This is a genomic window from Flagellimonas maritima (assembly GCF_003269425.1).
GTDB lineage: Bacteria > Bacteroidota > Bacteroidia > Flavobacteriales > Flavobacteriaceae > Flagellimonas > Flagellimonas maritima.
In genome coordinates, this window is sequence record NZ_CP030104.1 from 2,678,530 (window position 1) to 2,700,074 (window position 21,545).

Below are 21,545 nucleotides of genomic sequence, written 5' to 3' on the forward strand. Positions count from 1 at the left end.
CTGCTTACAATTATTGGTAAGATTTTGGCTGATTTGGCTTATTTTCTTTTTTAAAAATACCTAAAAAAGTTGCAAATTGCGTGCTTTTAAAAAATCTTCCCAAACCATGTCCAAACAGCGTGATTTTTCAAATAAAATACGAACCTATCATAGATATTTAGGCTTTTTCTTGGCTGGTATTATGGCAGTCTATGCACTAAGTGGCATTGTACTTATTTTTAGGGATACCGATTTCCTTAAAAGGGAATATCACTTTGAAAAACAGCTGCAGGCCAATTTAAATGCTGCTCAAGTAGGTTCTGAAATAAAGATTAAACTTCTAAAGTTTACTGCTACGGATGGGGAAGTTGCCACTTTTAAACAGGGTACTTATAATTTGGAAACAGGAGCGGTGGAGTACACCTTAAAGAAGCTACCTTATGTGCTTGATAAAATGGCGCATTTACACAAAGCCAAATCTGCCGACCCATTGTATTTTTTGAATATTTTCTTTGGACTTTCCCTATTATTTTTTGTCATTTCCTCATTTTGGATGTTTCTGCCAAAAACGACAATCTTCAAAAAAGGATTGCTTTTCTCAGCAGCAGGACTTGTTATTACCCTTATTCTATTATTTGTTTAAGATTTTCACCTAAATACGTAACTTAACAACGTGTTAATTTTCAAACTGAAAAATGAGAAAGATTATTCCAGTGCTAATTGTTTTTGCATGTCATATTGCGCACGGTCAACGTGATTGGAGCAAAGTTGAAATCACTTCGGAAAAGTTATCGGAAAATATTTATGTGCTGTTCGGTTCAGGCGGAAACATCGGATTGGTAGTGGGCAAAGAAAATGCATATATAATCGATGACCAATTTGCACCTTTGACAGAAAAGATTCTTGCCCATATAAAAACATTGACTGATAAACCCGTAAAATGGGTACTCAATACACATTGGCATGGTGATCATACTGGGGGCAATGAAAATTTGGCAAATCAAGGTGCTGTGCTGGTTGCTCATGAAAATGTAAGAAAAAGAATGTCCACGAGACAAGACCGTGGCGGTGGAAGAATCTCAGAGCCATCGCCAGAAGCGGCCTTGCCCGTTATTACGTTCAACGATAAAATGACCTTGTATTTGGATAACGGCAACACTATGCACGCTATGCACGTAAATGATGCACATACCGATGGGGACTCTTATTATTATTTTCCTCAAGATAATGTGTTGCATATGGGCGATAATTTTTTTGCGGGACGTTACCCTTATATCGATTTAAGTTCTGGTGGTGATATAGATGGTTTGATAAGCAATATAACGATGGCTTTGGGAATGATAGATGATGATACCAAGATTATCCCAGGGCATGGTAAAGTCGCATCAAAGAGCGATTTGCAAAGTTATCAGAATGTCATAATAGAGTTACGGAAACGCGTAGTAAAAGCTAGAGCTGAAGGTAATTCGCTGGAGCAGGCACAAAAAATGAATCTATCCAAGGAATGGGACGCAACCCATGGGCAAGGTTACATTAACGCGGACAGAATCATTGAATTTATCTACAAATCTGCTGATTAAAATAAATTTCCCAATGATATAGATTTTTTTGGATTCAAACCTTACCTTGTAGTTAAATACACTTGATTTTAGCTGCATTATATATGGGAGACCAAAAAAAAAGGAATATCTCGGTTACAGGAAATATTGAATTTTCAGACTTAAAAATTACCGAACCCAGTGATTATGCTGCCGGTGTGCCGGGAATAAAAGCGGCCTTGGAACATGTAAGTAAAGAATCTGGACTGTTCAGGTCATTGAAGACGCTTTCCCAAATGAATCAAAAAGATGGTTTTGATTGCCCAGGTTGTGCATGGCCCGACCCTGAAAAACCTTCAAAACTTGGAGAATATTGTGAGAACGGTGCCAAAGCAATTGCAGAGGAAACCACTTTTGAGCGGGTAGACCGTGAGTTTTTCAAAAAGTTTTCCGTTGAAGAAATCTCAAAATGGACGGATTATCAGATTGGAAAAAGTGGTCGTATCACTGAGCCTTTTATTCTAAGACCTGGTTCTGTTCATTATGAGCCGGTTACATGGTCCGATGCATTTCAGGTTATAGCTGAAAATTTACACAGCTTAAATTCCCCGGACGAAGCTATATTCTATACATCAGGCCGCTCCAGTAATGAAGCAGCCTTTCTATATGGTCTGTTTTCACGTGCTTTTGGTACCAATAATATGCCAGATTGTTCCAATATGTGCCATGAATCCAGTGGTGTGGCACTTTCAGAAACTTTGGGGATTGGGAAGGGCTCTGTGGTATTGGAAGATTTTTATAGTGCCGAGGTAGTGATGATTCTAGGACAAAACCCGGGTACCAACCATCCAAGAATGCTGACCGCTCTTCAAAAGTGCAAAGAAAATGGGGGAAAGATCATTACCGTTAATCCGCTTATGGAAAGTGGTCTCAATCGGTTTAAAAATCCACAGCAAGTAAATGGCATATTAGGCACAGGAACGCATCTGACCGATGTTTTTCTACAAGTGAAAATAAATCAAGATGTTTCCTTGCTCAAGCTTATCATGAAACGCTTGGTAACCTTGGAAGAAAAGGGTGAGAAAGTATTCGATCACGAATTTATAAAAGAAAAAACCAACGGTCACCAATCACTTTTAGACGATTTGAAGCGGTATGACGAAGATAAATTACTGGAATTATCTGGAGTCGATTCCGCCCAAATTGATGAAGCTGTAGCATTGTTGGCCAAAAAATCCAAAATCATTATTTGCTGGGCCATGGGATTGACACAGCATAAAAATGGGGTGGAGAACATTAAAGAATGTGTAAACTTATTATTATTAAAGGGGAGTCTCGGCAAAGAAGGTGCAGGAACATGCCCCGTTAGAGGGCATAGCAATGTACAGGGAGACCGAAGCGTAGGGATTATGCACTATGTTTCAAAATCCTTGAACAAATCCATTAAGGAGGCTTTTAATTTTGACCCGCCAGAGGAAGAAGGTTATGACACCGTTAAAGGCATAAAAGCAATGTATGAAGGCAAGGCAAAAGTATTTATGGCTTTGGGCGGAAATCTTGTATCTGCAGCTTCGGATACCGAGTATACCGCAAGAGCATTTCAAAATTGTGATTTAACGGTTTCAGTAAGTACCAAACTTAATCGCACGCATCTCACGGCAGGCAAAACAGCATTGATCTTACCTACTCTTGGAAGGTCCGAGATGGACAGGGAACGTTTTGTTACCGTAGAAAACAGTATGGGCAAGGTACACCAAAGCCAAGGTAGGTTGGAACCCGCTAGTGAACACCTAATGAGCGAACCTGAAATTGTTGCGAATATTGCCAGCACATATTTTGATACAGAGACCACTGTTGATTGGAAAGCCCTTGGCGAAGATTATAACCTTTTGCGGGAAAAGATGTCAGAAGTGTTGACAGGGTACCAGAATTACTCTAAAAAATCAGAAGGGTCTGGATTCTATCTCCCGAATAATGTGAGGGAAGCGGATTTTTCAAAACTGCCAGACGGAAGAGCACAATTTTCAGTTTGTAAACTCCCAGAACATTTTCTGGAAAAGGACGAATTTATATTGATGACGGTGCGTAGCCACGATCAGTTCAATACGACGATTTATGGAATGAATGACAGATATAGAGGAATTCACGGAGAGCGAAGGGTAATTTTTATGAATTCAAAAGATATGGAGAACTTACGATTAAAAGCTGAGCAAGTAGTGGATTTGACCAGTAATTATTCCAATAAAGAACGAAGGGCGGAAAAATTTAAAATCATTCCTTACAATATTCCCCCTGGCAATCTCTGTGCATATTTTCCAGAAACCAATGTTTTGGTTCCAAATAATCTATATGCGGATAAGAGCAATACCCCGGTAAGTAAATCCTTGACCGTTAAAATAGATTCGAAAAATTATATATAGTTACAAACGATAAATAAGAATCCATCAGCCAAACCATAAATGAAAAACATCAACAGACGTAATTTTATAAAAAAAACTTCTCTATCAGCGGCAGCGGTATCCATAGCCCCTAGTTATCTAAGAGCGAACAGTGAACGCCCTTACCAATCCAAATATATGGGCGGGTATGCCGCACCAAAGTTGGAAAATGTTAGGGCTGCTTTTATTGGGGTAGGTGCCCGTGGGGGAGATCATTTAAAATTTTTAGCGGCATTGCTCAATACCGAAGTGGTTGCCATTTGTGATATTTATGAAGATTTGGTCAAACAAAAAGTAGGTTGGGTAAAAGAAGTATCTACACTGGATAGACATAAAAATATTAAACAATACTCAGGGAACGAAGATATTTGGAAGCAGATGCTATCAGAAGTAAAACCAGATGTAGTTTTTATTGCCACAAATTGGAAAAACCATGCTCCCATGGCCATTGAATCGATGAACCAAGGAGCACATGCCTTTGTTGAAGTGCCGATAGCCTTGAGAATAGAGGAAATGTGGGACATCATTGATACGAGCGAGCGCACCCAAAAGCATTGTATGATGCTCGAAAATGTGAACTACAGTAGAGACGAACTCATGTTTTTGAACATGTGCAGACAGGGTGTTATTGGTGAAATATTGCACGGTGAAGCTGCCTATATTCATGAATTGCGTTGGCAGATGGAAGAGCAGGAGAGAGGCACAGGTTCATGGAGAACACACCATTATGCCAACCGTAATGGTAATCTTTACCCCACACACGGCCTAGGTCCCGTGGCACAGTATATGAATTTGGCAAGGAGCGTGGATAACTTTAAAAGTCTGGTCTCTTTTTCTACACCCTCACTTGGTAGAGCTGCCTATGCAAAGAAAAATTATCCTACGGACCATAAATGGAACCAACTGGATTTTAATGGAGGTGATTTAAATACATCCATTGTAAAAACTAATTTGGGGAGGACCATCATGGTGCAATGGGATGAAACAAGTCCAAGACCCTACTCACGTTTAAATCTTATTCAGGGCACAAAAGGTACATTGGCAGGGTATCCAACACGGGTAGCATTGGAGGGTGGTGTCGAAGGAATCACAAAAGATCACCATTCATGGGTACAAGGCGAACAATTGCAAGCACTCTATGAAAAATATGACCATCCACTTTACACTAGACTCAATGAAGCAGCAAAAGGGAGCGGCCATGGCGGTATGGACGGAATTATGGTGTATCGTATTGTGGAATGCCTGCAAAAAGGACTTCCCCTTGATCAAAATGTTTACGAAGGTTGTTTTTGGAGTGCTGTAGCACCTTTAAGCGAGCGTTCCGTTGAAAATGATGGAGCTCCGCAAAAATTCCCTGACTTTACTAGGGGAAATTGGAAGAATACAGCTCCTTTGGCTATTATAAGCTAAACGTGGTATGGTTCAAGTAAAGGTTCCCGCACGGATTTGTTTTTTCGGCGATCATCAAGATTATTTAGGACTTCCGGTAATTGCCGGAACAATAAATAGATTTGTCCATTTAAAAGCTAAGCCAAATTCACAAAAGACGTTTTATATAAAGTTGTTGGATTTGAAATCAACAATCTCTATTTCGATTGATGACGATTTAATGACAATAGAAAAGGATAACTATTTCAGGTCTTCAATAGCTGTTTTAAAAGAAGATGGTTTTCGTTTTATACAAGGATATGATATTGAGATTTCAGGAAATATTCCAATTACCGCAGTGTTATCCAGCTCATCGGCGCTTGTAGTAGCATGGATACTTTTTTTTGGGGAAGACACAGCAATATCTTGGAGAAATAAATGATTTTCAAGTTAGAAATTTGGCCTACAAAGCTGAGGTACAATTTTTTGGACAACCTGGTGGTTTAATGGATCAATATACCATTGCCCAAAGAGGATTACGCTACATAGACACAAAAAAGGGAAATACAACATCACTTATCGGTAATTTGGGAAAGCTCATTGTAGCAGCATCCGGCATATCAAAAAAAACACTCAGCGTCCTCAAAACGCGAGGGAATCTGCTAAAAATACTGTTGACGCCCTAAAGCCCAAAAATCCAGAATTTAATCTTGAAGATGCCATACTGACTGATTACCAAAAGTATAAAGGTTTTGTACCGTATAAATTCAGGGAACATTGGTTTGCAACTGTTCATAACTATAACATTACGCTACGAGCGAAGGCAATATTGCAAGAAAGTAATCCAGATTTGAATCAGCTGGGCGCATTAATGAACAACCATCAGGATATTCTTCAAGACCAAATACAGAATATCCTTTTTAAAATGGCAAGTATGATGGATACAGCCAAGGAGTCCGGAGCGCTTGGTTCAAAAATTATCGGGTCCTGTGGTGGTGGCTTTATGGTAACAATGGTCGATGACGAAAACAAATATAAAGTGAAACAAGCTTTCATGGAAGCTGGTGCTATAGCGGTATATGAGATTGAACCCATCAATTGACAAATATGAAAAATGAAAGTTTGGTCATCATGTTAGGAGGGGCCTCTTCCCATATCAAAAAAAGTCTTGGAAGTATAGTATTGATGGCGGTATCAAGAAAATTGCAGCTACTCAGCATAAGCGTTTGATTTTCGTTGGTGGAAAAAACCATTTTTGTATTATCTGATTTCAAACTCTGCCAACGCAGGCTATAAAAAATATTCCTGATTACTTCACCAGAAAATAAAGCTTTCCATGTTTTGTGTATTCATTTTACCATTCAGGACATTCCAAAAGAAAGAGAAAAGCCATTAGGTACTGCGGACGCACAGAAACAATGTCTAAACCAATACCCAGAGCTAAAAGAAGGTTTTTTTACGGTCTGTAATGGTTATAATCTATATTCAGTAGGTGCGTTGAAAGATTTAAAAGTTGAAAGGAATGTACCCAATGCCTTGATAAGTTATGGTAGTTCTGGATTTAAATTCACGGATGGGCGTTTATCTAAGTTCGCTGTCATGGATATTTCCGTTGAGGATTTTTTACGTGAAATCATTGAAAAACCTAAATTTGATGAAATTGAGAAATAGAAGGACGAAAACAATGAGTTAAGAGTCAATATGAATATTTTCATTCTTTTATGATTACAATTGTATCCGTTTCTCAAAAAATTGTCCTTTGGATGAGATCAGGGGAAAGAAAGAGCTTCCAAAAGCAGAGGGCAATTTAATAAAGGAATACCCCAGAAATATGCTTTGTATCCCTCGTTCTGAACACATCTTGGCTTTAATCGCTACGGCTGATATTAAGGTATTCAAAAATTTAGAGTAAATTAAGGGCAGATTTTTTAACCCCAAAAACATATAAATCAATTAACTAAGCCATGGAAACATATGCTCAGGCACTATTGTATGCCACTCCTTTTTTTACAGGATTGGTGCTATTTGAGGTTCTTTATGGGCATTTTGTCAAAAAACAAATGCACAATGTCATGGATACCGTTAGCAGTTTAAGCTCAGGTCTTACGAATGTTGTTAAGGATTCGCTAGGGATTGGACTTATAATTGTTACATACCCTTTTTTGTTGGAGCATTTGGCACTGACAGAAATTAAGGCTACTTGGTTGGTATGGATAATAGCTTTTTTGGTTCTTGATTTTGCAGGTTATTGGAACCATCGTCTAAGTCACCATATCAATTTTTTTTGGAATCAACATGTTATACATCACAGCAGTGAAGAATTCAATTTGGCCTGTGCGTTGCGCCAATCGATTTCCAATCTACTTGGCTACTTTTCTTTACTATTGATTCCTGCAGCATTGGTTGGCGTTCCCCATAAGGTCATTGCAATTCTGGCCCCAATCCATTTATTTGCACAGTTTTGGTACCATACAAGACATATTGGTAAATTGGGTTGGTTGGAATATATTATTATCACTCCATCACAACATAGGGTGCACCATGCTATAAATCCTGAGTATGTGGACAAGAACCTTGGACAGATTTTTAGTTTTTGGGACAGAATATTTGGTACTTTTCAAGAAGAATTGGACGAAGTTCCTGCACAGTACGGTGTGTTAAAACCCGCCAACACCTGGAATCCCATTTTAATCAATTTTCAGCATTTATGGAGATTGATAAAAGATGCATGGCACACCAAAAGCTATTGGGACAAGATTAGAATTTGGTTTATGCCAACCGGTTGGCGCCCTAGAGATGTTAAGAAAAAATATCCGATTCAAATTATAGAAGATGTATATAATTTTAAAAAATACCAACCCAAAACTTCAAGAACTTTAAAGGGATATGCTATTTTTCAATTGATAGTAACCACGATTCTGATGTTGTTCATGTTCTTTAACTATTCAGAAATTGGCTTTAGTGGCCTATTATTGTTCGGAGCTTTTCTATTTATTGGTATCTATGGGTATACCAGTCTAATGGACAAAGCTACTTACGCAATATGGATAGAGATTTTTAGGGGAATTGGTGGTTTGGCACTCATTTTAATTACTGGGGATTGGTTCGGATTAAATGAATATATTTCAGTAGGCAGTTATTTGGTGGGTCTTTATTTTGGTATCACCGTATTGGGAAGCATTTACTTTACTTTTTTTGAAAGGAGTTATATTGCTCCAGATTTTGTTTCCTAAGTTTTTTTTAGCTCAATATTTACAAGGTCTATATAACCTTTCATGGCATCTTCGTCAGAAATATTCTGTGCCTGTATAAGTGCATTGGCCTTAAAAGCATTAATGAGCGGGGTTTTACTGCCAGGGTTGTTATAATTTTTATTGGCTATTTTGAAATAGGCATAAAGTTTTAGCAAAAGGTCTGCTGGTAACGGCTCATCATAGTTGCTAACGTACGCAACGGCCTCTTCAAATTTTTTATGTAAATTTTCATCAGTCATCTTTTTGTCGGATAGCGGCAATACAAGTTTTTGCCCCCACAACCTTTTGGCCCAACTTTACTGCTATATCACAGTCCAAAGGCAATAATAAATCCACTCTTGACCCAAACTTTATAAAACCTGCATCTTGTCCTTGAGTTACTTGTTCTCCTTCTTCTGCGTAGTTTACAATACGTCTTGCCATTGCACCAGCTATTTGTCTGTATCCAATTTCTCCAAATTTAGGGGTGTGAAGTACAACAGTTGTACGCTCATTTTCTGTACTTGATTTAGGGTGCCAAGCGACCAAATATTTACCAGGGTGATATTTAGAATAGGTTACCGTACCGCTAGCGGCATAGCGTGTTACATGTACATTCAGTGGAGACATAAATATTGAGACCTGCTTTCTCTTGTCCTTAAAATATTCTGTTTCTTCCACCTCTTCAATCACTACGACCTTTCCATCCACCGGAGCTAAAATTTCATCAAAGTTTGGGGTAACCAGCCTTCTTGGATTTCTAAAGAACTGCAATATTGATATTAAAAGTATAATTGCCGTTACTTGCAACAAGAATCTCATCCATTTCAAATCAACATAAAATTGTGCGGAAAGAATGATGGCACTTACTATCAAAAAAGTTATGATGATTATTTTTTGCCCTTCTTTATGAAACATAAGAAAATATATTAAGTACTAAATATGCAAATGGTGCTGCAAATACCAAACTGTCCAACCTATCCCAAACTCCACCGTGTCCAGGTAAAATGGCTCCACTGTCCTTTATACCTGCAACGCGTTTAAATTTGGATTCCAACAAATCACCCAGACCCCCTGCTATCACTATAACGGTAGCAAGGACGAACCATTCGGACAGTGCCAGTTTAGTCTCATATCTTGCTAAAAAGTATGCCGCTACCAATGCAAAAATAAGACCTCCTAAAGAACCTTCAACAGTTTTTTTGGGAGAAATTGCAGAATAAAGTTTAGTTCTACCCATTGTACGTCCTACCAAGTATGCAAAAGTATCATTTACCCAAATCAAAATAAAAATCCCCATAATCAAGATTTGTGCAAAGTCATCTTGTTTATAAGGAATCATTGTTAAAAAAATACAGCCTCCACCTATGTAAAATACGCCAATAATGAATTTCTGGATATTCGTGAATTCCTTTTTTTTGTTGGAGAAAAGAAAAACCAGCAGTGCTAAATCCACTGTTATGGTCAACAACATTAAAATGTTGATTACTTCGGTATCATGAATAAGATAAATAAAAGCCCACCAAAGCGCCAGATAGGCAATAAAGATATAGTAACCCCTCAACCGTACAATTTTTTTGAACTCATAAAGGCAGGCAAGTCCAAACACCATGAAAAGAAAATCAAAAGCATCCGAACTCAAAAAAACGGTACCCAGAAGCAGTACTACATAGATGACCCCTGTAATGGAGCGCTTTAATATTTCTTTCATTTAATTTAGTAGTCTTCTAAAAGTAAAAGATATACATTTTTTGAAGCACTACCGTACGATAGGAAATCATTTTTGTTTTCTGGGGTCGATTCAAAGTGTTTGAGCGTTGTTATATTGTTGGGAAAATTTTTTCTGTATTTTTCTTTTATAACCTTCAATCCCTCGCTTATAGAATCTACCAATTGGCTCGTAGTCGCATAGACAATAAGGTTTGAAGGCAATTCATCTAATTTTTTTTCCTTTATTTGATTGGAGCAGACCAGAATGGAGCCATTGTGCGCTATCAAATGTTCACAAGTTGTGAAGAAGACATCACTATCTTTTCTATTTTTTGTAAAATGGATTTTCTCAGAAGAGAAGCGATTTTCCAAACGATCATCAAGAAAATAGAAGGATTGGTTCTGCCAATTGTTTTCAGAAATTATATTTTTTAATGCATCGGACAATTCAGAATCGTCTTCGCAATAAATAAACTTACCTCCGTTTTTCTTAAAATAAATCGTGAATTTTTCATCAACAGGAATTTTTAAATCGGGCATATGTTCACCACGGGTTTCCACAGTTTCCTTTGAAACCTTTTTACCACCTCCAAAAATTTTATCAAAAATTCCCATCTATTGTATCAAGAACAATTTATAGAATAAAAATATTGTAAAAAGAACGTTAATTATTCAGTTATTTCAGTCTCTAATTCTTCTTTCTCAAAAGGCCTTCTACCAAAAATCTTCTCAAGATCATCCTTAAAGATGACTTCTTTCTCCAACAATCTATCTGCTAGTTCAGTAAGTTTGTCCTTATTGTCTGCCAGTAATTTTATAGCGCGCTGGTATTGTTCCTCTATCATTTTTGATATTTCCAAATCTATCTTTTGGGCGGTTTCTTCGCTATAGGGTTTGGTAAAACCATATTCATTGTTTCCAGAAGAATCGTAATATGTAATATTGCCAAGTTTATCGTTGAGTCCGTAAATCGTTACCATGGCTCGTGCTTGCTTGGTAACTTTTTCCAGATCGCTAAGAGCACCTGTAGAGATTTTATCGAAGATTACCCGTTCGGCAGCTCTACCACCCATTGTGGCGCACATTTCATCCAACATTTGTTCTGGGCGGACTATTAAACGCTCTTCCGGTAAATACCAAGCAGCTCCCAGTGATTGTCCTCTGGGTACTATCGTCACCTTAACTAATGGTGCTGCGTGTTCCAACATCCAACTTACAGTAGCATGACCTGCTTCATGATAAGCGATGGTTTTCTTTTCCTCTGGCGTAATAATTTTATTTTTCTTCTCAAGACCACCAACTATTCTATCCACGGCATCTAAAAAGTCTTGTTTGGTAACAGCCTTTTTTTCCTTTCGCGCAGCAATCAATGCAGCTTCATTACATACGTTGGCAATGTCTGCTCCCGAAAAACCTGGGGTTTGCTTTGCCAAAAATTCCATATCTAGGGTTTCGGCAGTTTTTATTGGGCGTAGATGTACTTCAAAAATTTCTTTTCTTTCTCTAATATCGGGCAAGTCCACATAAATTTGTCGATCAAAACGACCTGCACGCATTAATGCTTTATCCAATACATCTGCACGGTTTGTTGCTGCCAATACGATTACATTGGTATTAGTGCCAAATCCATCCATTTCGGTCAACAATTGGTTCAGTGTATTTTCTCGCTCATCATTTGAACCTGTAAAGTTATTTTTTCCTCTTGCCCGACCAATGGCATCAATTTCATCGATGAAAATAATTGCCGGTGATTTATCTTTTGCTTGTTTAAAAAGGTCACGAACCCGTGAGGCACCAACGCCTACGAACATTTCTACAAAATCCGAACCTGAAAGTGAGAAAAATGGAACCTTTGCCTCTCCCGCAACCGCCTTTGCCAACAACGTCTTACCTGTTCCCGGAGGTCCTACCAGTAAAGCACCTTTGGGTATTTTTCCACCCAAGGAAGTATATTTATCAGGATTTTTAAGAAATTCGACGATTTCCTCTACTTCTTCTTTTGCTCCTTCAAGCCCAGCAACATCCTTGAACGATGTCCTTGTATCCGTTTTTTCATCAAAAAGTTTTGCTTTGGATTTTCCAATATTGAAAATCTGGCCTCCAGCCCCGCCTCCAGCTCCTCCGGACATTCTTCGCATTAAATAGATCCAGATTCCTATAATCAAGGCAAAAGGCAACAATGAAAGCAGTAGTTCTCCCAAAACGTTGGATTCTGTATCAAAATCAACGATAGTATCAAGATTATTTTCCTTCTTGATGCTTTTAATTTCATCTTCAAAATTTTGAAGGTCTCCATAATCAAGAACATACTGGGGAATTTTACCTGCTGAAAAATTGAAAGGTTTATCCGCAACATTTTTGTGGACATCCTTCTGAAGTGCCTCTTCCGTTAAAAATACCTTGGCCTGTCTGGTATTTGTAATTATCAAGATTTCAGAGATGTCCCCGTTCCTCAAATATTCTTGAAGCTCTGAAGTAGTTGTTTTCTCTGTACTGGAGAAACTGTTTCCACCAAAAAATTGGAAACCAATGATTAATGCGATTACTACGCCATAAATCCACCAAGAACTAAAACGAGGTTTTTTTGGGGTATTGGAATTGTTTTCTTTTGCCATTTTTTTAAGAATTGTAGCTGCTCTCCACCATGGTCACTTTGGCATCACCCCAAAGTCCTTCTATGTCGTAGAATTCCCTAATATGTTTTTGAAATACATGAACTACTACGTTGACATAGTCCATTAAGACCCATTCAGCATTTTCAGAACCTTCAACATGCCAAGGTTTATCTTTAATAGCCTTGCTGACGGTCTTCTGAATGGATGAAACAATTGCGTTTACATGCGTATTGGAAGTACCATTGCAGATAATAAAGTAGTCACAGACCGTATTTTCAATTTCCCTAAGATCAAGTAGATTTACATCAACTCCTTTAACTTCTTCTATCCCGTGTAAAATTAAGGTAATCAATTCATCTGCGCTCGCTTTCGTTTTCTGCATTCAAAAATTTTAGATTCTACAAAGTTATATTTTTTTTGTTTTCTTAGCCCTAGATTTTAACATATCATTAGACAGACCATTTTGGACGAACTACCACAAATAATCAAACTTGATGCCACGGACTCCACAAATCTTTACTTAAAACAGTTATTATTCTCCAATACCTTGAATGATTATACTGCTGTTGTGGCGAAGAAACAGGAGAAAGGTAGGGGGCAAATGGGTACTTCATGGCAGGCTGAGGAAGGTAAGAATCTGACTTTTAGCCTTTTAAAAAAATATAGTTCTATGCAGGTAAATCACCAGTTTGCGTTGAACATATGTGTTTCTTTGGCTGTTTATGATATCTTAAAAGAGCTCGCCATTCCCAATCTAATGGTAAAATGGCCCAACGACATTATGTCAGGTTCTTCAAAAATATGTGGTATTCTAATTGAAAATGTACTTAAAGGGCATACTATTCAAAGCTCAATTATAGGAATTGGGTTAAATGTTAATCAAACTTCTTATGGGAATCTTGAAAAAGTGACCTCACTTAAATCTGCAAGCGGCCGGTTTTTTGATTTAGAGGAGCTGCTTCATAAAATCTTAAAAAAACTTCAATTCCATTTATCCGATGTTGAAAATAAAACCGTAGCAGAACTATTGCCTTCTTACACAGAACTTCTTTTTAGAAAAGATAAGCCATCAACCTTTAAAAATTCTGATGGGGAGTTATTTATGGGATTTATCCGTGGTATCTCACCGGAAGGTAAATTGGTTTTGGAGCTCGAGGACACTATTTTTAAATCCTTTGGATTAAAAGAAGTGTCCCTACTATACTAGTCTATCTTGTGCAAATTGGATGAAAGGGTTTCCATAAAATTGGTAATGGGTGTTTTGATCATCATGGCCATCATCGCATTGAACTTTCCCTCAAAACTTAATCCTACCTCGCTTTCAACATCGCTTATCGCTTCTATGTTAGCTGTTAACGTGAAAGGCAATTTATCGCTTGCTGCACCTAAAATCACTTTGTGGTTAGGAAATTGTTCTTTTAATCTAAGAATTATTTCCGGCATTCCTTTAAGTGCAAATTTGAAAGTTTCTGCATCCAAAACTTCAAACTTATCTATGTTCTGAGGCATTAAGGTCTCAAAATTCTTGACATCGATCAAAAATTCAAAAACTTCTTTATTACTTTTAGCTATCTTCTTCTTGGGTGCTTCAATATACATTCAATGTTAGTATTTCCATTGCTTCGGATTTGATTTCCACTGCAACAAGGTTTGTAGATGTGATTCTTTGATATAATTGGTCTCGGAAGCTTGTTCTATCAGGTAGTCATAGTCGGACAATGTATGTAATGCAACATTTTCCTGTTCAAAGTTTTTTGCTGCTGTATCAAATCCATAGGTGAAAATGGCTATCATGCCTTTCACGTTCACTTTTTGGGATTTTAACGCTTTCACGGCATTTAAACTACTTTTGCCAGTACTGATCAGATCTTCGATGACCACTACATTCTGATTCGCTTCCAAATATCCTTCAATTTGATTTTGTCTACCGTGGGATTTTGGTTCTGGCCTCACATATACAAAAGGAAGACCAAGTGCTTCTGCCACCAATATTCCAATTCCTATGGCTCCTGTTGCAACGCCCGCAATAACATCAGGTTTTCCATAGAGGGTTTCTACCTGTTTTGCCATTTCTCCACGAATATAGTTCCGTATCTCTGGATACGAAAGTAATATTCTATTGTCGCAATATATAGGAGATTTCCACCCAGAAGCCCACGTAAAAGGATTTTCTGGTTCCAACTTAATTGCATTAATTTGCAACAGTAGTTCAGCAGTTTTCTTTGCAGTATCCTTGTTTAAAACCATTGCGCAAATGTATAAAGTTTTTGTTAATGAGTCTCCACTGATTTTAACAAACGAGCGACAAGATAATTCCAACGGAAATTTATTTTCATTAGACGGCGATTCCATGGTAATGGCCATAACTTCTTTAGCCAAGGGAAGACTTAAAAAAGCATATATCTATCATCCTGATGAAGAGAAACTCTTGGACATTTTCATGCATAAGATTCCCGTTGTCGTTGCCGGTGGAGGTTTTGTGACCAATAAAAAAGGAAAAGTACTTTTTATTTACAGGAACAATAAATGGGACTTGCCCAAGGGAAAGGTAGATAAGGGGGAGTCTATTGAAAATGCAGCAATGCGCGAGGTGGAAGAGGAAACAGGTGTAAAAAATTTACAAATCGATAAGTTTTTGCGTACCACCTATCACATTTTTAAGAGGAACGGTGAATACAGATTAAAACAGGTCCATTGGTTTGCCATGTCAACAGATTTTTCCGGAAAATTGAAAGGGCAAAAATCTGAAGGTATTGAAAAAGTGAAATGGAAGGGTCCAAGGAAAATAGAGAAAGCACTTAAGAATTCCTATTTTAATATAAAAGTGCTATTTGAAGATTAAGTTAATCCCTGGTTAGAATCTTGGAACTTTCACTATTTTTTATAATACGGTATACGGGATATGACATATAGGATTCTTCCAAATTTTCCGATCGCTCATAAATCCAATCCAATTGTGCATACCAATCTTCTGAAAATTCATTATCCAACTCTTTTTTCATCAAAAAAGTACTGCGCAGAGTTGAGTCCTTTTTTAGGAGTTCCAGTGCTATCTCCTCAAAAACGTAAGGGGAGAAGTCTTCTTTTCGTTGTAGGACCGTATCAAAAAAATTCCAATTAAAAAAAGAATCGGGAGCCTGTGGTTCAAGTGTTTCCAGAATATACCTTATTCCGGGCTGGTCTGTTGGAACCACCAAATCACCCGAATTAAATTGAACATTTTTGATATTTTTTTCCACTTCGGTATCAAAATGGAAATAGTGACCTTCATAGGGTGTTTTTCTTGTATTGTAGTTAAGTATTTTGTACGATTCGACATTGAGGACCGTATCTTCTTCAATATCAAAATATTGAATGTTGTTTGCCCGTAGTCTTTCCATAATACGATGCCATCCTTTTCTTATTATGTAGGCCGCTGGAACTTTAACCGTATCGGCTGGATTATAATAATCGTAGTAATCAGTTTTTTTTGTAAAGGGCTTATCATGATTGTACTTTATCCTAGGTAAATCTGTTACATCACTTATCATAAGTTCAGCTTCAAATCCTTTAAAATCAAGGGTCGAAGTCCTTGTTGTATCCAACTCCCAGTTTAAGTGGTATTCTAAAAGTTGGCGGTTGTCATCCATAGCCTCTTTTCGTATGGATTTTATATTGTCATGATCTGCTTCTGCAACGGATATTACGCTGTGCATTAATTGATAGGTGCCTTTTACCCTTTGTTCATAGGTTTTTAACATATGTGTCTCTACCATCAAACCAAGTGTGTTCCAAAGTGTAGTGTAGCCTGTAGAGTACCGCGGATAGTCCATGAATTGGCTGAATCCCATCTCTGGCGGTCTGTTAAAAACATTGATATAGGGAGTGATGTCCCAATTTTTTTCTTTCAGTGAGCTTTCTATTTTTGGCATAAAATCCTCACGTAGGTATGTGCCAAGTTTTCCACCCAATTTGTTATGTTGTGTAAATAAATGTGTCAATATATATTGATAATCGGCACCATTACTTACATGGTTATCTATAAATATATCCGGTTTTACTAAATGGAAAATTTTTGTAAAAGTTTCTGCGTTTTTAGTATCCATTTTAATAAAATCCCGATTTAGGTCATAATTTTGGGCATTACCCCTAAAACCATATTCCAAAGGACCATTCTGATTGGCCCTTGTTGTAGAATTTCTTTTCAAAGCTCCCCCAATATTATATATGGGAATCGTGACCAAAACCGTTTTGCTTGGAAGTGGAAGGTTCCCAATTGCTAAATCCCTATAAAGGAGCATGGTTGCATCGATGCCGTCACTTTCCCCAGGATGTATGCCATTGTTTATGAGAACTATTATTTTATCTTCTCTTAAATTTTCAAAATTGAAATCCCCTTCTGGATTGAAGGTGACCACATGAAGCGGATAGCCGCTATCAGTTTCTCCAATGGTCTGGATATTGATTTCCGGAAAATCCTTTGCAAGTTGAATATAGAAAGAAATAGTTTCCTCGTAAGTGGCGGTTTCCTTTGTTTCGGAGGCTTCGTATATTGTGAGATACGATGCTTCTTTACCCTCTACTTTAGTTTCGCAAGAGATGCAAAATATGAACGATATCAGTATAAAGAAGTATTTCAAGGTTGGGAAATAGGTTAAATGGAGCGAAAGAATTTTTCTTTCACGTTTTAAAAGTAGCAAATAATATATTTACGAAGCTAGATTTATCCTCTCCAAATCAGTTCCATCTATTTTATAGAGCGGTTTATTTTTATAGCTTATGTAATGTAGACATTTCAGTCTATAGCTGTTCCATTTTTGATAATCTAGAGGGTCTATTGAAGAAGTAATAACATTTATAATAATTTTTTCTTCAAGTTTTAATGATACAAATTCCTCCAAAAACTCCCATCCATCCATAATGGGCATATTAATGTCAAGAAAGATGACCTCAGGTAAAATGCTACCTTTATCAATACGCTTTTTTAAATCGTCCAAGGCAAGCTTTCCATTTTTGAATGTATTGATATCCTTACATATCACTATAGACTTCAGCATTTTTTTAATACCGAAGACGGTAATGGGATCGTCATCAACTATATATATACAATCAATCTTCTTCATTGAAATAAACACTAAAGGTGCTCCCCGTTCCTAATTTGCTATTTACCGTTATTCTTCCGTTCATGGCCTCAATTTGGTTTTTTATAATATAAAGCCCCAAGCCTTTTGCATCTTTATTGTTATGAAAGGTTTTATACATACCAAAAATTTTCTCCCCATGTTTCTTTAGATCGATGCCAAGCCCATTATCGGTAACGGTTAAAATTATATGTCCACCTTGTTTTTTTGCACTTAGCTTTATGTTGGGATTCCTATTTGGGTCTTTATATTTTACAGCATTGTTGATCAGGTTTAGAATAATGCTTTCTAGGTAGGCAGGTACACAAAGTACATTGATGTCTTTTGGTACCTTGTTGATGAATTTTACTTTATTCTTTTTGAAAAAGGCAGATAGGCCGTGTTGCACCTTTACGATACTGTTGTTAAGATTCAAGGATTTTTTGTCTATGTTGACATTTGTATTGATATCCACTACCTCATTTAGGTCTTCAAGTGTTCCCAAGAGATTGTCTGAAGCATTTGACAGCATTTTTAAGATACGTTCTTTCTCTTTTTCATTGTGCTCTTCGTTAAGAAAATCAAGTAACATTGAAAAATTGGCCGAATGCGATCTTAGATTATGAGAAACAATATGTGCAAAATTGACAAGCTTTTTATTTTGTATGGCCGTTACATTTATCAAATCCCGTAACTTATCCTCTTTCTTTTTAATATTTGTTATATCCATACTCATGCCTATGAGTCCGTAGGCATTGCCCTGCAAATTTAAAAGTGGGATTTTAGAGGTCAAAAAGTTAGTTACGGTACCATCTTTCTTTATCCCAATGGTTTCTTTTTTCAAGATCGGTTTTAGGGTTCTCATTACCTCTAAATCTTCATCTCTTGATATTTGTGCCGTTTTTTTATCGTAGAGGTCAAAATCGGTTTTTCCAATAAGTTTACTTTTACTTAAGCCCAGATAATCACTTTCTGCTTTATTGACTAATATTTTTTTAGAGTCCTTATCTTTTATAAAAACGTTTATGGGAAGATTGTCAATCAATGTGGTTAAAAGTTGTTCACTTTCTTTGGTTTTCGTTTCTGCCAATACTTGGTCATGTATATCTTGAAAAGTTCCAAAAACCTTCACAATCTTTCCGTTTTTCCACATAGCTTTTCCACCAGCAGCAATCCACCTTTCGTTGCCCTTGGCAGTTATGATCACCAAACGTTCATTAAAAGGTGTTCCATCCTCAAGTGCCTTATGAAAAAGCATAGATATTTTATTCCTACTATAACCATGTTTGTAAAAGTCTATACCCTCATTAACAAAAGGTTCAAAATCAGCAGCTACTTCATGAATTTCCTTTGTTACCTCGCACCATGAAAGTCTTTCGGAACCAATGGTATATTCCCAGCTTCCTACTTTCGCGACTTCGGATTTTGCTTTTAATAGCGTGGTAATTCTCTCCAACTCAACTTCTTTTTCAACAATATCACTTATATTCTCGGTCTGGATGATAGTTCCTATAATATTCTCTTTTTCATCAAACCAAGGAGTTAAAGAACTTTCATACCATTCTTCAGACTGACCTTTGATCATTTTGTGCCGTATGGTTTGAGTTCCATTCTCTAAAAAACATTTTTTAAGAGGTTTACCGCACTGACTCTCATGTCCATCGAAAAAATCAAAAATCTTATTTTTAGCTGTATGCCTTGAATTCTTGCCAAAAATTGAAAGCCAAGAATCGGAAAAATCAATTAAAATATAGTTTGTATCTACTACCGCAGTTGCTTTGGGAAGCTGTTTAAGAAGATAATTACTATGAATTTTTTCAATTGTTTTCAAATTGTAGAGTTAGATTAGGGATTATAGTATATAAGAATTTTCATACTAAAATATGAGTATTGGCTTTCTAACCTCATTTATTGTTGTGAACAGGGCAAAATCTGTTGTTTCTAAAGAAAAAAGTGGAAGTCTACATTCCAATTGGTGCGCTTGAAAAACAATTTTTTAAAAAAGACAGTAAACTTTAATTGGGCAATTCCGGATTTACAATAACCGTTTTTGGCACAAGACCTGTATAATCCCCCCCATTCCTTATAACATCCCTAACAATAGAAGAACTGATATATGACTTGCCCGAAGATGTCAGTAAAAAAACTGTTTCTATTTCTGAAAGTTTTCTATTGGTATGTGCAATAGCTTTCTCAAACTCAAAATCACCGGGATTTCTAAGCCCACGTAGAATAAAATCAGCACCCACTTTTTTACAAAAGTCAACAGTGAGACCTTCATAGGTTACAACTTTTACCTTAGGCTGTTCCCTGAACGCTTCCTCAATGAATTTGGTCCGTTGCTCAAGAGAAAACATATAGTTTTTCTCGGCGTTTATTCCAATTGCGATAAGCAGTTCATCGAATAACGTAATTCCTCTCAAAATAATATCATAATGTCCCAAAGTAAGTGGGTCAAATGAACCAGGGAAAACGGCACGCCTCATAATTGGAAAGTTTTTCTTAAAAATACAGTTTTTCTAGCGCATGGCTTCCTCAATGGCACTGCCAAACAAAGCTTTCAAAGAAATTCCCGCTTTCTTTGCCTGTTGTGGCAAAATACTTTCTTCCGTTAGCCCAGGAGTTGTATTTACCTCTAACAGATAAGGAATATCTTTGATAAATATAAATTCGCTCCTAGTGTAGCCCTTTAATCCAAGAGTTGTGTAGATGTATTTTGCCCATTTTGTCACATTTTCAAGCTGGGTTTTGGTAATACGGGCGGGTGTAATTTCAGTGGATTTTCCTTCGTACTTTGCTTCGTAATCGAAAAAATCATTTTCGGTGACAATTTCTGTAATCGGCAATACGGTCACTACACCCTTGTAAGTAATTACTCCAACAGATACTTCCGTGCCATCCAAAAAAGATTCTATAATAACTTCGCTATCTTCAGAGAATGCTTTTGCAATGGCCGTTTTTAGATTCTCTTTCCTATAAACCTTGGAAATACCGTAACTGCTCCCAGCCCTATTTGCCTTAACAAAACATGGAAGTCCTACTTTACTTATTATTTTTTCTTCGGAAACAATATCGCCGGAATTAATATAATAAGATTCCGCACAATGGATACCATAAGGTTTCAACGTGCTCAACAAATCTCTTTTATTAAAGGTTAATGCTGCTTCATAATGTTCACATGCTGTTTGTGGAATCCGCAGGAGTTCAAAATAAGCCTGCATAAGACCATCTTCCCCAGGTGATCCATGAATAGCGTTGAAAACACAATCAAAATTTATTTTTTTTTCAGAGATATAAACACTGAAATCTGATTTATCAATAAGAAGCTCTCTATCATCGTCATCCAAGCAGACCCATTTATCTCTTGAGATCAAAACACGGTAAGGATTAAATATTTCTTTATCCAAATACTGATGTACCACAGTACCGCTCTTTATAGAAATATCTCGTTCGCTTGAATAACCACCCATAATGATGGCGATATTTTTTTTCATCAGCTTGTAGAATATCAAAGTGCCAAAGTAAAGAAAAAAAGGACTGTCTTTCCTATATTTGTTTAGATAAG

The 21,545-nt window shown here is 37.0% G+C and carries 25 protein-coding genes; 12 read left to right on the top strand and 13 right to left on the bottom strand.

Annotated features, from left to right (window positions below):
* The first annotated feature begins 106 nt into the window (after positions 1-106).
* From HME9304_RS11820 to HME9304_RS11860, 10 genes are all read left to right on the top strand, one after another.
* A complete protein-coding gene (locus tag HME9304_RS11820; protein WP_112379808.1) occupies positions 107-622 on the top strand; it encodes a PepSY domain-containing protein in 516 nt (171 codons plus the stop codon).
* A gap of 52 nt (positions 623-674) precedes the next feature.
* A complete protein-coding gene (locus HME9304_RS11825) occupies positions 675-1,559 on the top strand; it encodes an MBL fold metallo-hydrolase (RefSeq protein WP_112378796.1) in 885 nt (294 codons plus the stop codon).
* Positions 1,560-1,642: 83 nt separating this feature from the next.
* On the top strand, positions 1,643-3,937 hold the full coding sequence (locus tag HME9304_RS11830) for an FdhF/YdeP family oxidoreductase (RefSeq protein WP_112378797.1): 2,295 nt from the start codon (positions 1,643-1,645) through the stop codon (positions 3,935-3,937).
* Between the two features lie 39 nt (positions 3,938-3,976).
* Positions 3,977-5,365 carry a Gfo/Idh/MocA family protein gene (locus HME9304_RS11835; protein ID WP_112378798.1) on the top strand — a complete coding sequence of 463 codons (1,389 nt, stop codon included), beginning with the start codon at positions 3,977-3,979 and terminating at the stop codon, positions 5,363-5,365.
* Between the two features lie 7 nt (positions 5,366-5,372).
* Positions 5,373-5,765 (top strand): GHMP family kinase ATP-binding protein, encoded by a 393-nt coding sequence (locus tag HME9304_RS17090; protein WP_206170466.1) that lies wholly within the window; start codon positions 5,373-5,375, stop codon positions 5,763-5,765.
* 16 nt (positions 5,766-5,781) lie between these two features.
* A complete protein-coding gene (locus tag HME9304_RS17095; protein WP_206170467.1) occupies positions 5,782-6,009 on the top strand; it encodes a hypothetical protein in 228 nt (75 codons plus the stop codon).
* Positions 6,010-6,173: 164 nt separating this feature from the next.
* Complete coding sequence (locus HME9304_RS17100; protein WP_262510364.1) at positions 6,174-6,425, top strand: hypothetical protein; 252 nt, start codon at positions 6,174-6,176, stop codon at positions 6,423-6,425.
* A 239-nt stretch (positions 6,426-6,664) separates the two neighbouring features.
* Positions 6,665-6,994, top strand: a complete 330-nt coding sequence (locus HME9304_RS11850; protein WP_112378800.1) for a hypothetical protein — start codon at positions 6,665-6,667, stop codon at positions 6,992-6,994.
* An 88-nt stretch (positions 6,995-7,082) separates the two neighbouring features.
* Positions 7,083-7,235: a hypothetical protein gene (locus HME9304_RS17005; RefSeq protein WP_164674840.1), complete on the top strand. Its 153-nt coding sequence runs from the start codon at positions 7,083-7,085 to the stop codon at positions 7,233-7,235.
* Positions 7,236-7,287: 52 nt separating this feature from the next.
* Positions 7,288-8,556: a sterol desaturase family protein gene (locus HME9304_RS11860; protein WP_112378802.1), complete on the top strand. Its 1,269-nt coding sequence runs from the start codon at positions 7,288-7,290 to the stop codon at positions 8,554-8,556.
* Here HME9304_RS11860 and HME9304_RS11865 read toward each other — a convergent pair.
* Genes HME9304_RS11865 through rsfS form a run of 6 tightly spaced genes read right to left on the bottom strand, consistent with a single transcriptional unit; the run spans position 8,553 to position 13,263 of the window.
* Positions 8,553-8,816, bottom strand: a complete 264-nt coding sequence (locus HME9304_RS11865) for an acyl-CoA-binding protein (RefSeq protein ID WP_112378803.1) — start codon at positions 8,814-8,816, stop codon at positions 8,553-8,555. The genes HME9304_RS11860 and HME9304_RS11865 overlap by 4 nt on opposite strands.
* Positions 8,809-9,474 (bottom strand): phosphatidylserine decarboxylase family protein, encoded by a 666-nt coding sequence (locus tag HME9304_RS11870; protein ID WP_112378804.1) that lies wholly within the window; start codon positions 9,472-9,474, stop codon positions 8,809-8,811. The genes HME9304_RS11865 and HME9304_RS11870 overlap by 8 nt, the downstream gene beginning before the upstream one ends.
* Positions 9,464-10,267: a phosphatidate cytidylyltransferase gene (locus HME9304_RS11875; RefSeq protein ID WP_112378805.1), complete on the bottom strand. Its 804-nt coding sequence runs from the start codon at positions 10,265-10,267 to the stop codon at positions 9,464-9,466. The genes HME9304_RS11870 and HME9304_RS11875 overlap by 11 nt, the downstream gene beginning before the upstream one ends.
* 5 nt (positions 10,268-10,272) lie before the next feature.
* Positions 10,273-10,881 (bottom strand): LUD domain-containing protein, encoded by a 609-nt coding sequence (locus tag HME9304_RS11880; protein WP_112378806.1) that lies wholly within the window; start codon positions 10,879-10,881, stop codon positions 10,273-10,275.
* A gap of 53 nt (positions 10,882-10,934) precedes the next feature.
* A complete protein-coding gene (gene ftsH, locus HME9304_RS11885; RefSeq protein WP_112378807.1) occupies positions 10,935-12,881 on the bottom strand; it encodes an ATP-dependent zinc metalloprotease FtsH in 1,947 nt (648 codons plus the stop codon).
* A 4-nt stretch (positions 12,882-12,885) separates the two neighbouring features.
* Positions 12,886-13,263 carry a ribosome silencing factor gene (gene rsfS / locus HME9304_RS11890; RefSeq protein WP_112378808.1) on the bottom strand — a complete coding sequence of 126 codons (378 nt, stop codon included), beginning with the start codon at positions 13,261-13,263 and terminating at the stop codon, positions 12,886-12,888.
* Positions 13,264-13,344: 81 nt separating this feature from the next.
* Here rsfS and HME9304_RS11895 point away from each other — a divergent pair, with 81 nt between their 5' ends.
* Positions 13,345-14,088, top strand: coding sequence for a biotin--[acetyl-CoA-carboxylase] ligase (locus HME9304_RS11895; protein ID WP_112378809.1), 744 nt, complete (start codon positions 13,345-13,347; stop codon positions 14,086-14,088).
* Here HME9304_RS11895 and HME9304_RS11900 read toward each other — a convergent pair.
* Both HME9304_RS11900 and pyrE read right to left on the bottom strand, forming a co-directional pair.
* Positions 14,085-14,480 (bottom strand): SRPBCC family protein, encoded by a 396-nt coding sequence (locus tag HME9304_RS11900; RefSeq protein ID WP_112378810.1) that lies wholly within the window; start codon positions 14,478-14,480, stop codon positions 14,085-14,087. The two genes, HME9304_RS11895 and HME9304_RS11900, sit on opposite strands and share 4 nt — an antisense overlap.
* Before the next feature lie 6 nt (positions 14,481-14,486).
* Positions 14,487-15,128: an orotate phosphoribosyltransferase gene (pyrE, locus tag HME9304_RS11905; RefSeq protein ID WP_112378811.1), complete on the bottom strand. Its 642-nt coding sequence runs from the start codon at positions 15,126-15,128 to the stop codon at positions 14,487-14,489.
* Between the two features lie 7 nt (positions 15,129-15,135).
* On the opposite strand from pyrE, the gene HME9304_RS11910 reads away from it, so the two are divergent.
* Positions 15,136-15,723, top strand: a complete 588-nt coding sequence (locus HME9304_RS11910; RefSeq protein WP_112379809.1) for an NUDIX hydrolase — start codon at positions 15,136-15,138, stop codon at positions 15,721-15,723.
* Position 15,724: 1 nt separating this feature from the next.
* Here HME9304_RS11910 and HME9304_RS11915 read toward each other — a convergent pair whose 3' ends face one another.
* The 5 genes from HME9304_RS11915 to HME9304_RS11935 form a co-directional block, all read right to left on the bottom strand.
* Positions 15,725-17,500, bottom strand: a complete 1,776-nt coding sequence (locus HME9304_RS11915; RefSeq protein ID WP_112379810.1) for a M14 family metallopeptidase — start codon at positions 17,498-17,500, stop codon at positions 15,725-15,727.
* A 69-nt stretch (positions 17,501-17,569) separates the two neighbouring features.
* Positions 17,570-17,983 (bottom strand): response regulator transcription factor, encoded by a 414-nt coding sequence (locus tag HME9304_RS11920; RefSeq protein WP_112378812.1) that lies wholly within the window; start codon positions 17,981-17,983, stop codon positions 17,570-17,572.
* Positions 17,970-19,811, bottom strand: coding sequence for a PAS domain-containing sensor histidine kinase (locus HME9304_RS11925; protein ID WP_112378813.1), 1,842 nt, complete (start codon positions 19,809-19,811; stop codon positions 17,970-17,972). The genes HME9304_RS11920 and HME9304_RS11925 overlap by 14 nt, the downstream gene beginning before the upstream one ends.
* 184 nt (positions 19,812-19,995) lie before the next feature.
* On the bottom strand, positions 19,996-20,466 hold the full coding sequence (gene coaD / locus HME9304_RS11930; RefSeq protein WP_112378814.1) for a pantetheine-phosphate adenylyltransferase: 471 nt from the start codon (positions 20,464-20,466) through the stop codon (positions 19,996-19,998).
* 33 nt (positions 20,467-20,499) lie between these two features.
* Positions 20,500-21,474, bottom strand: a complete 975-nt coding sequence (locus HME9304_RS11935) for a D-alanine--D-alanine ligase (protein ID WP_112378815.1) — start codon at positions 21,472-21,474, stop codon at positions 20,500-20,502.
* Between the last annotated feature and the right edge of the window lie 71 nt (positions 21,475-21,545).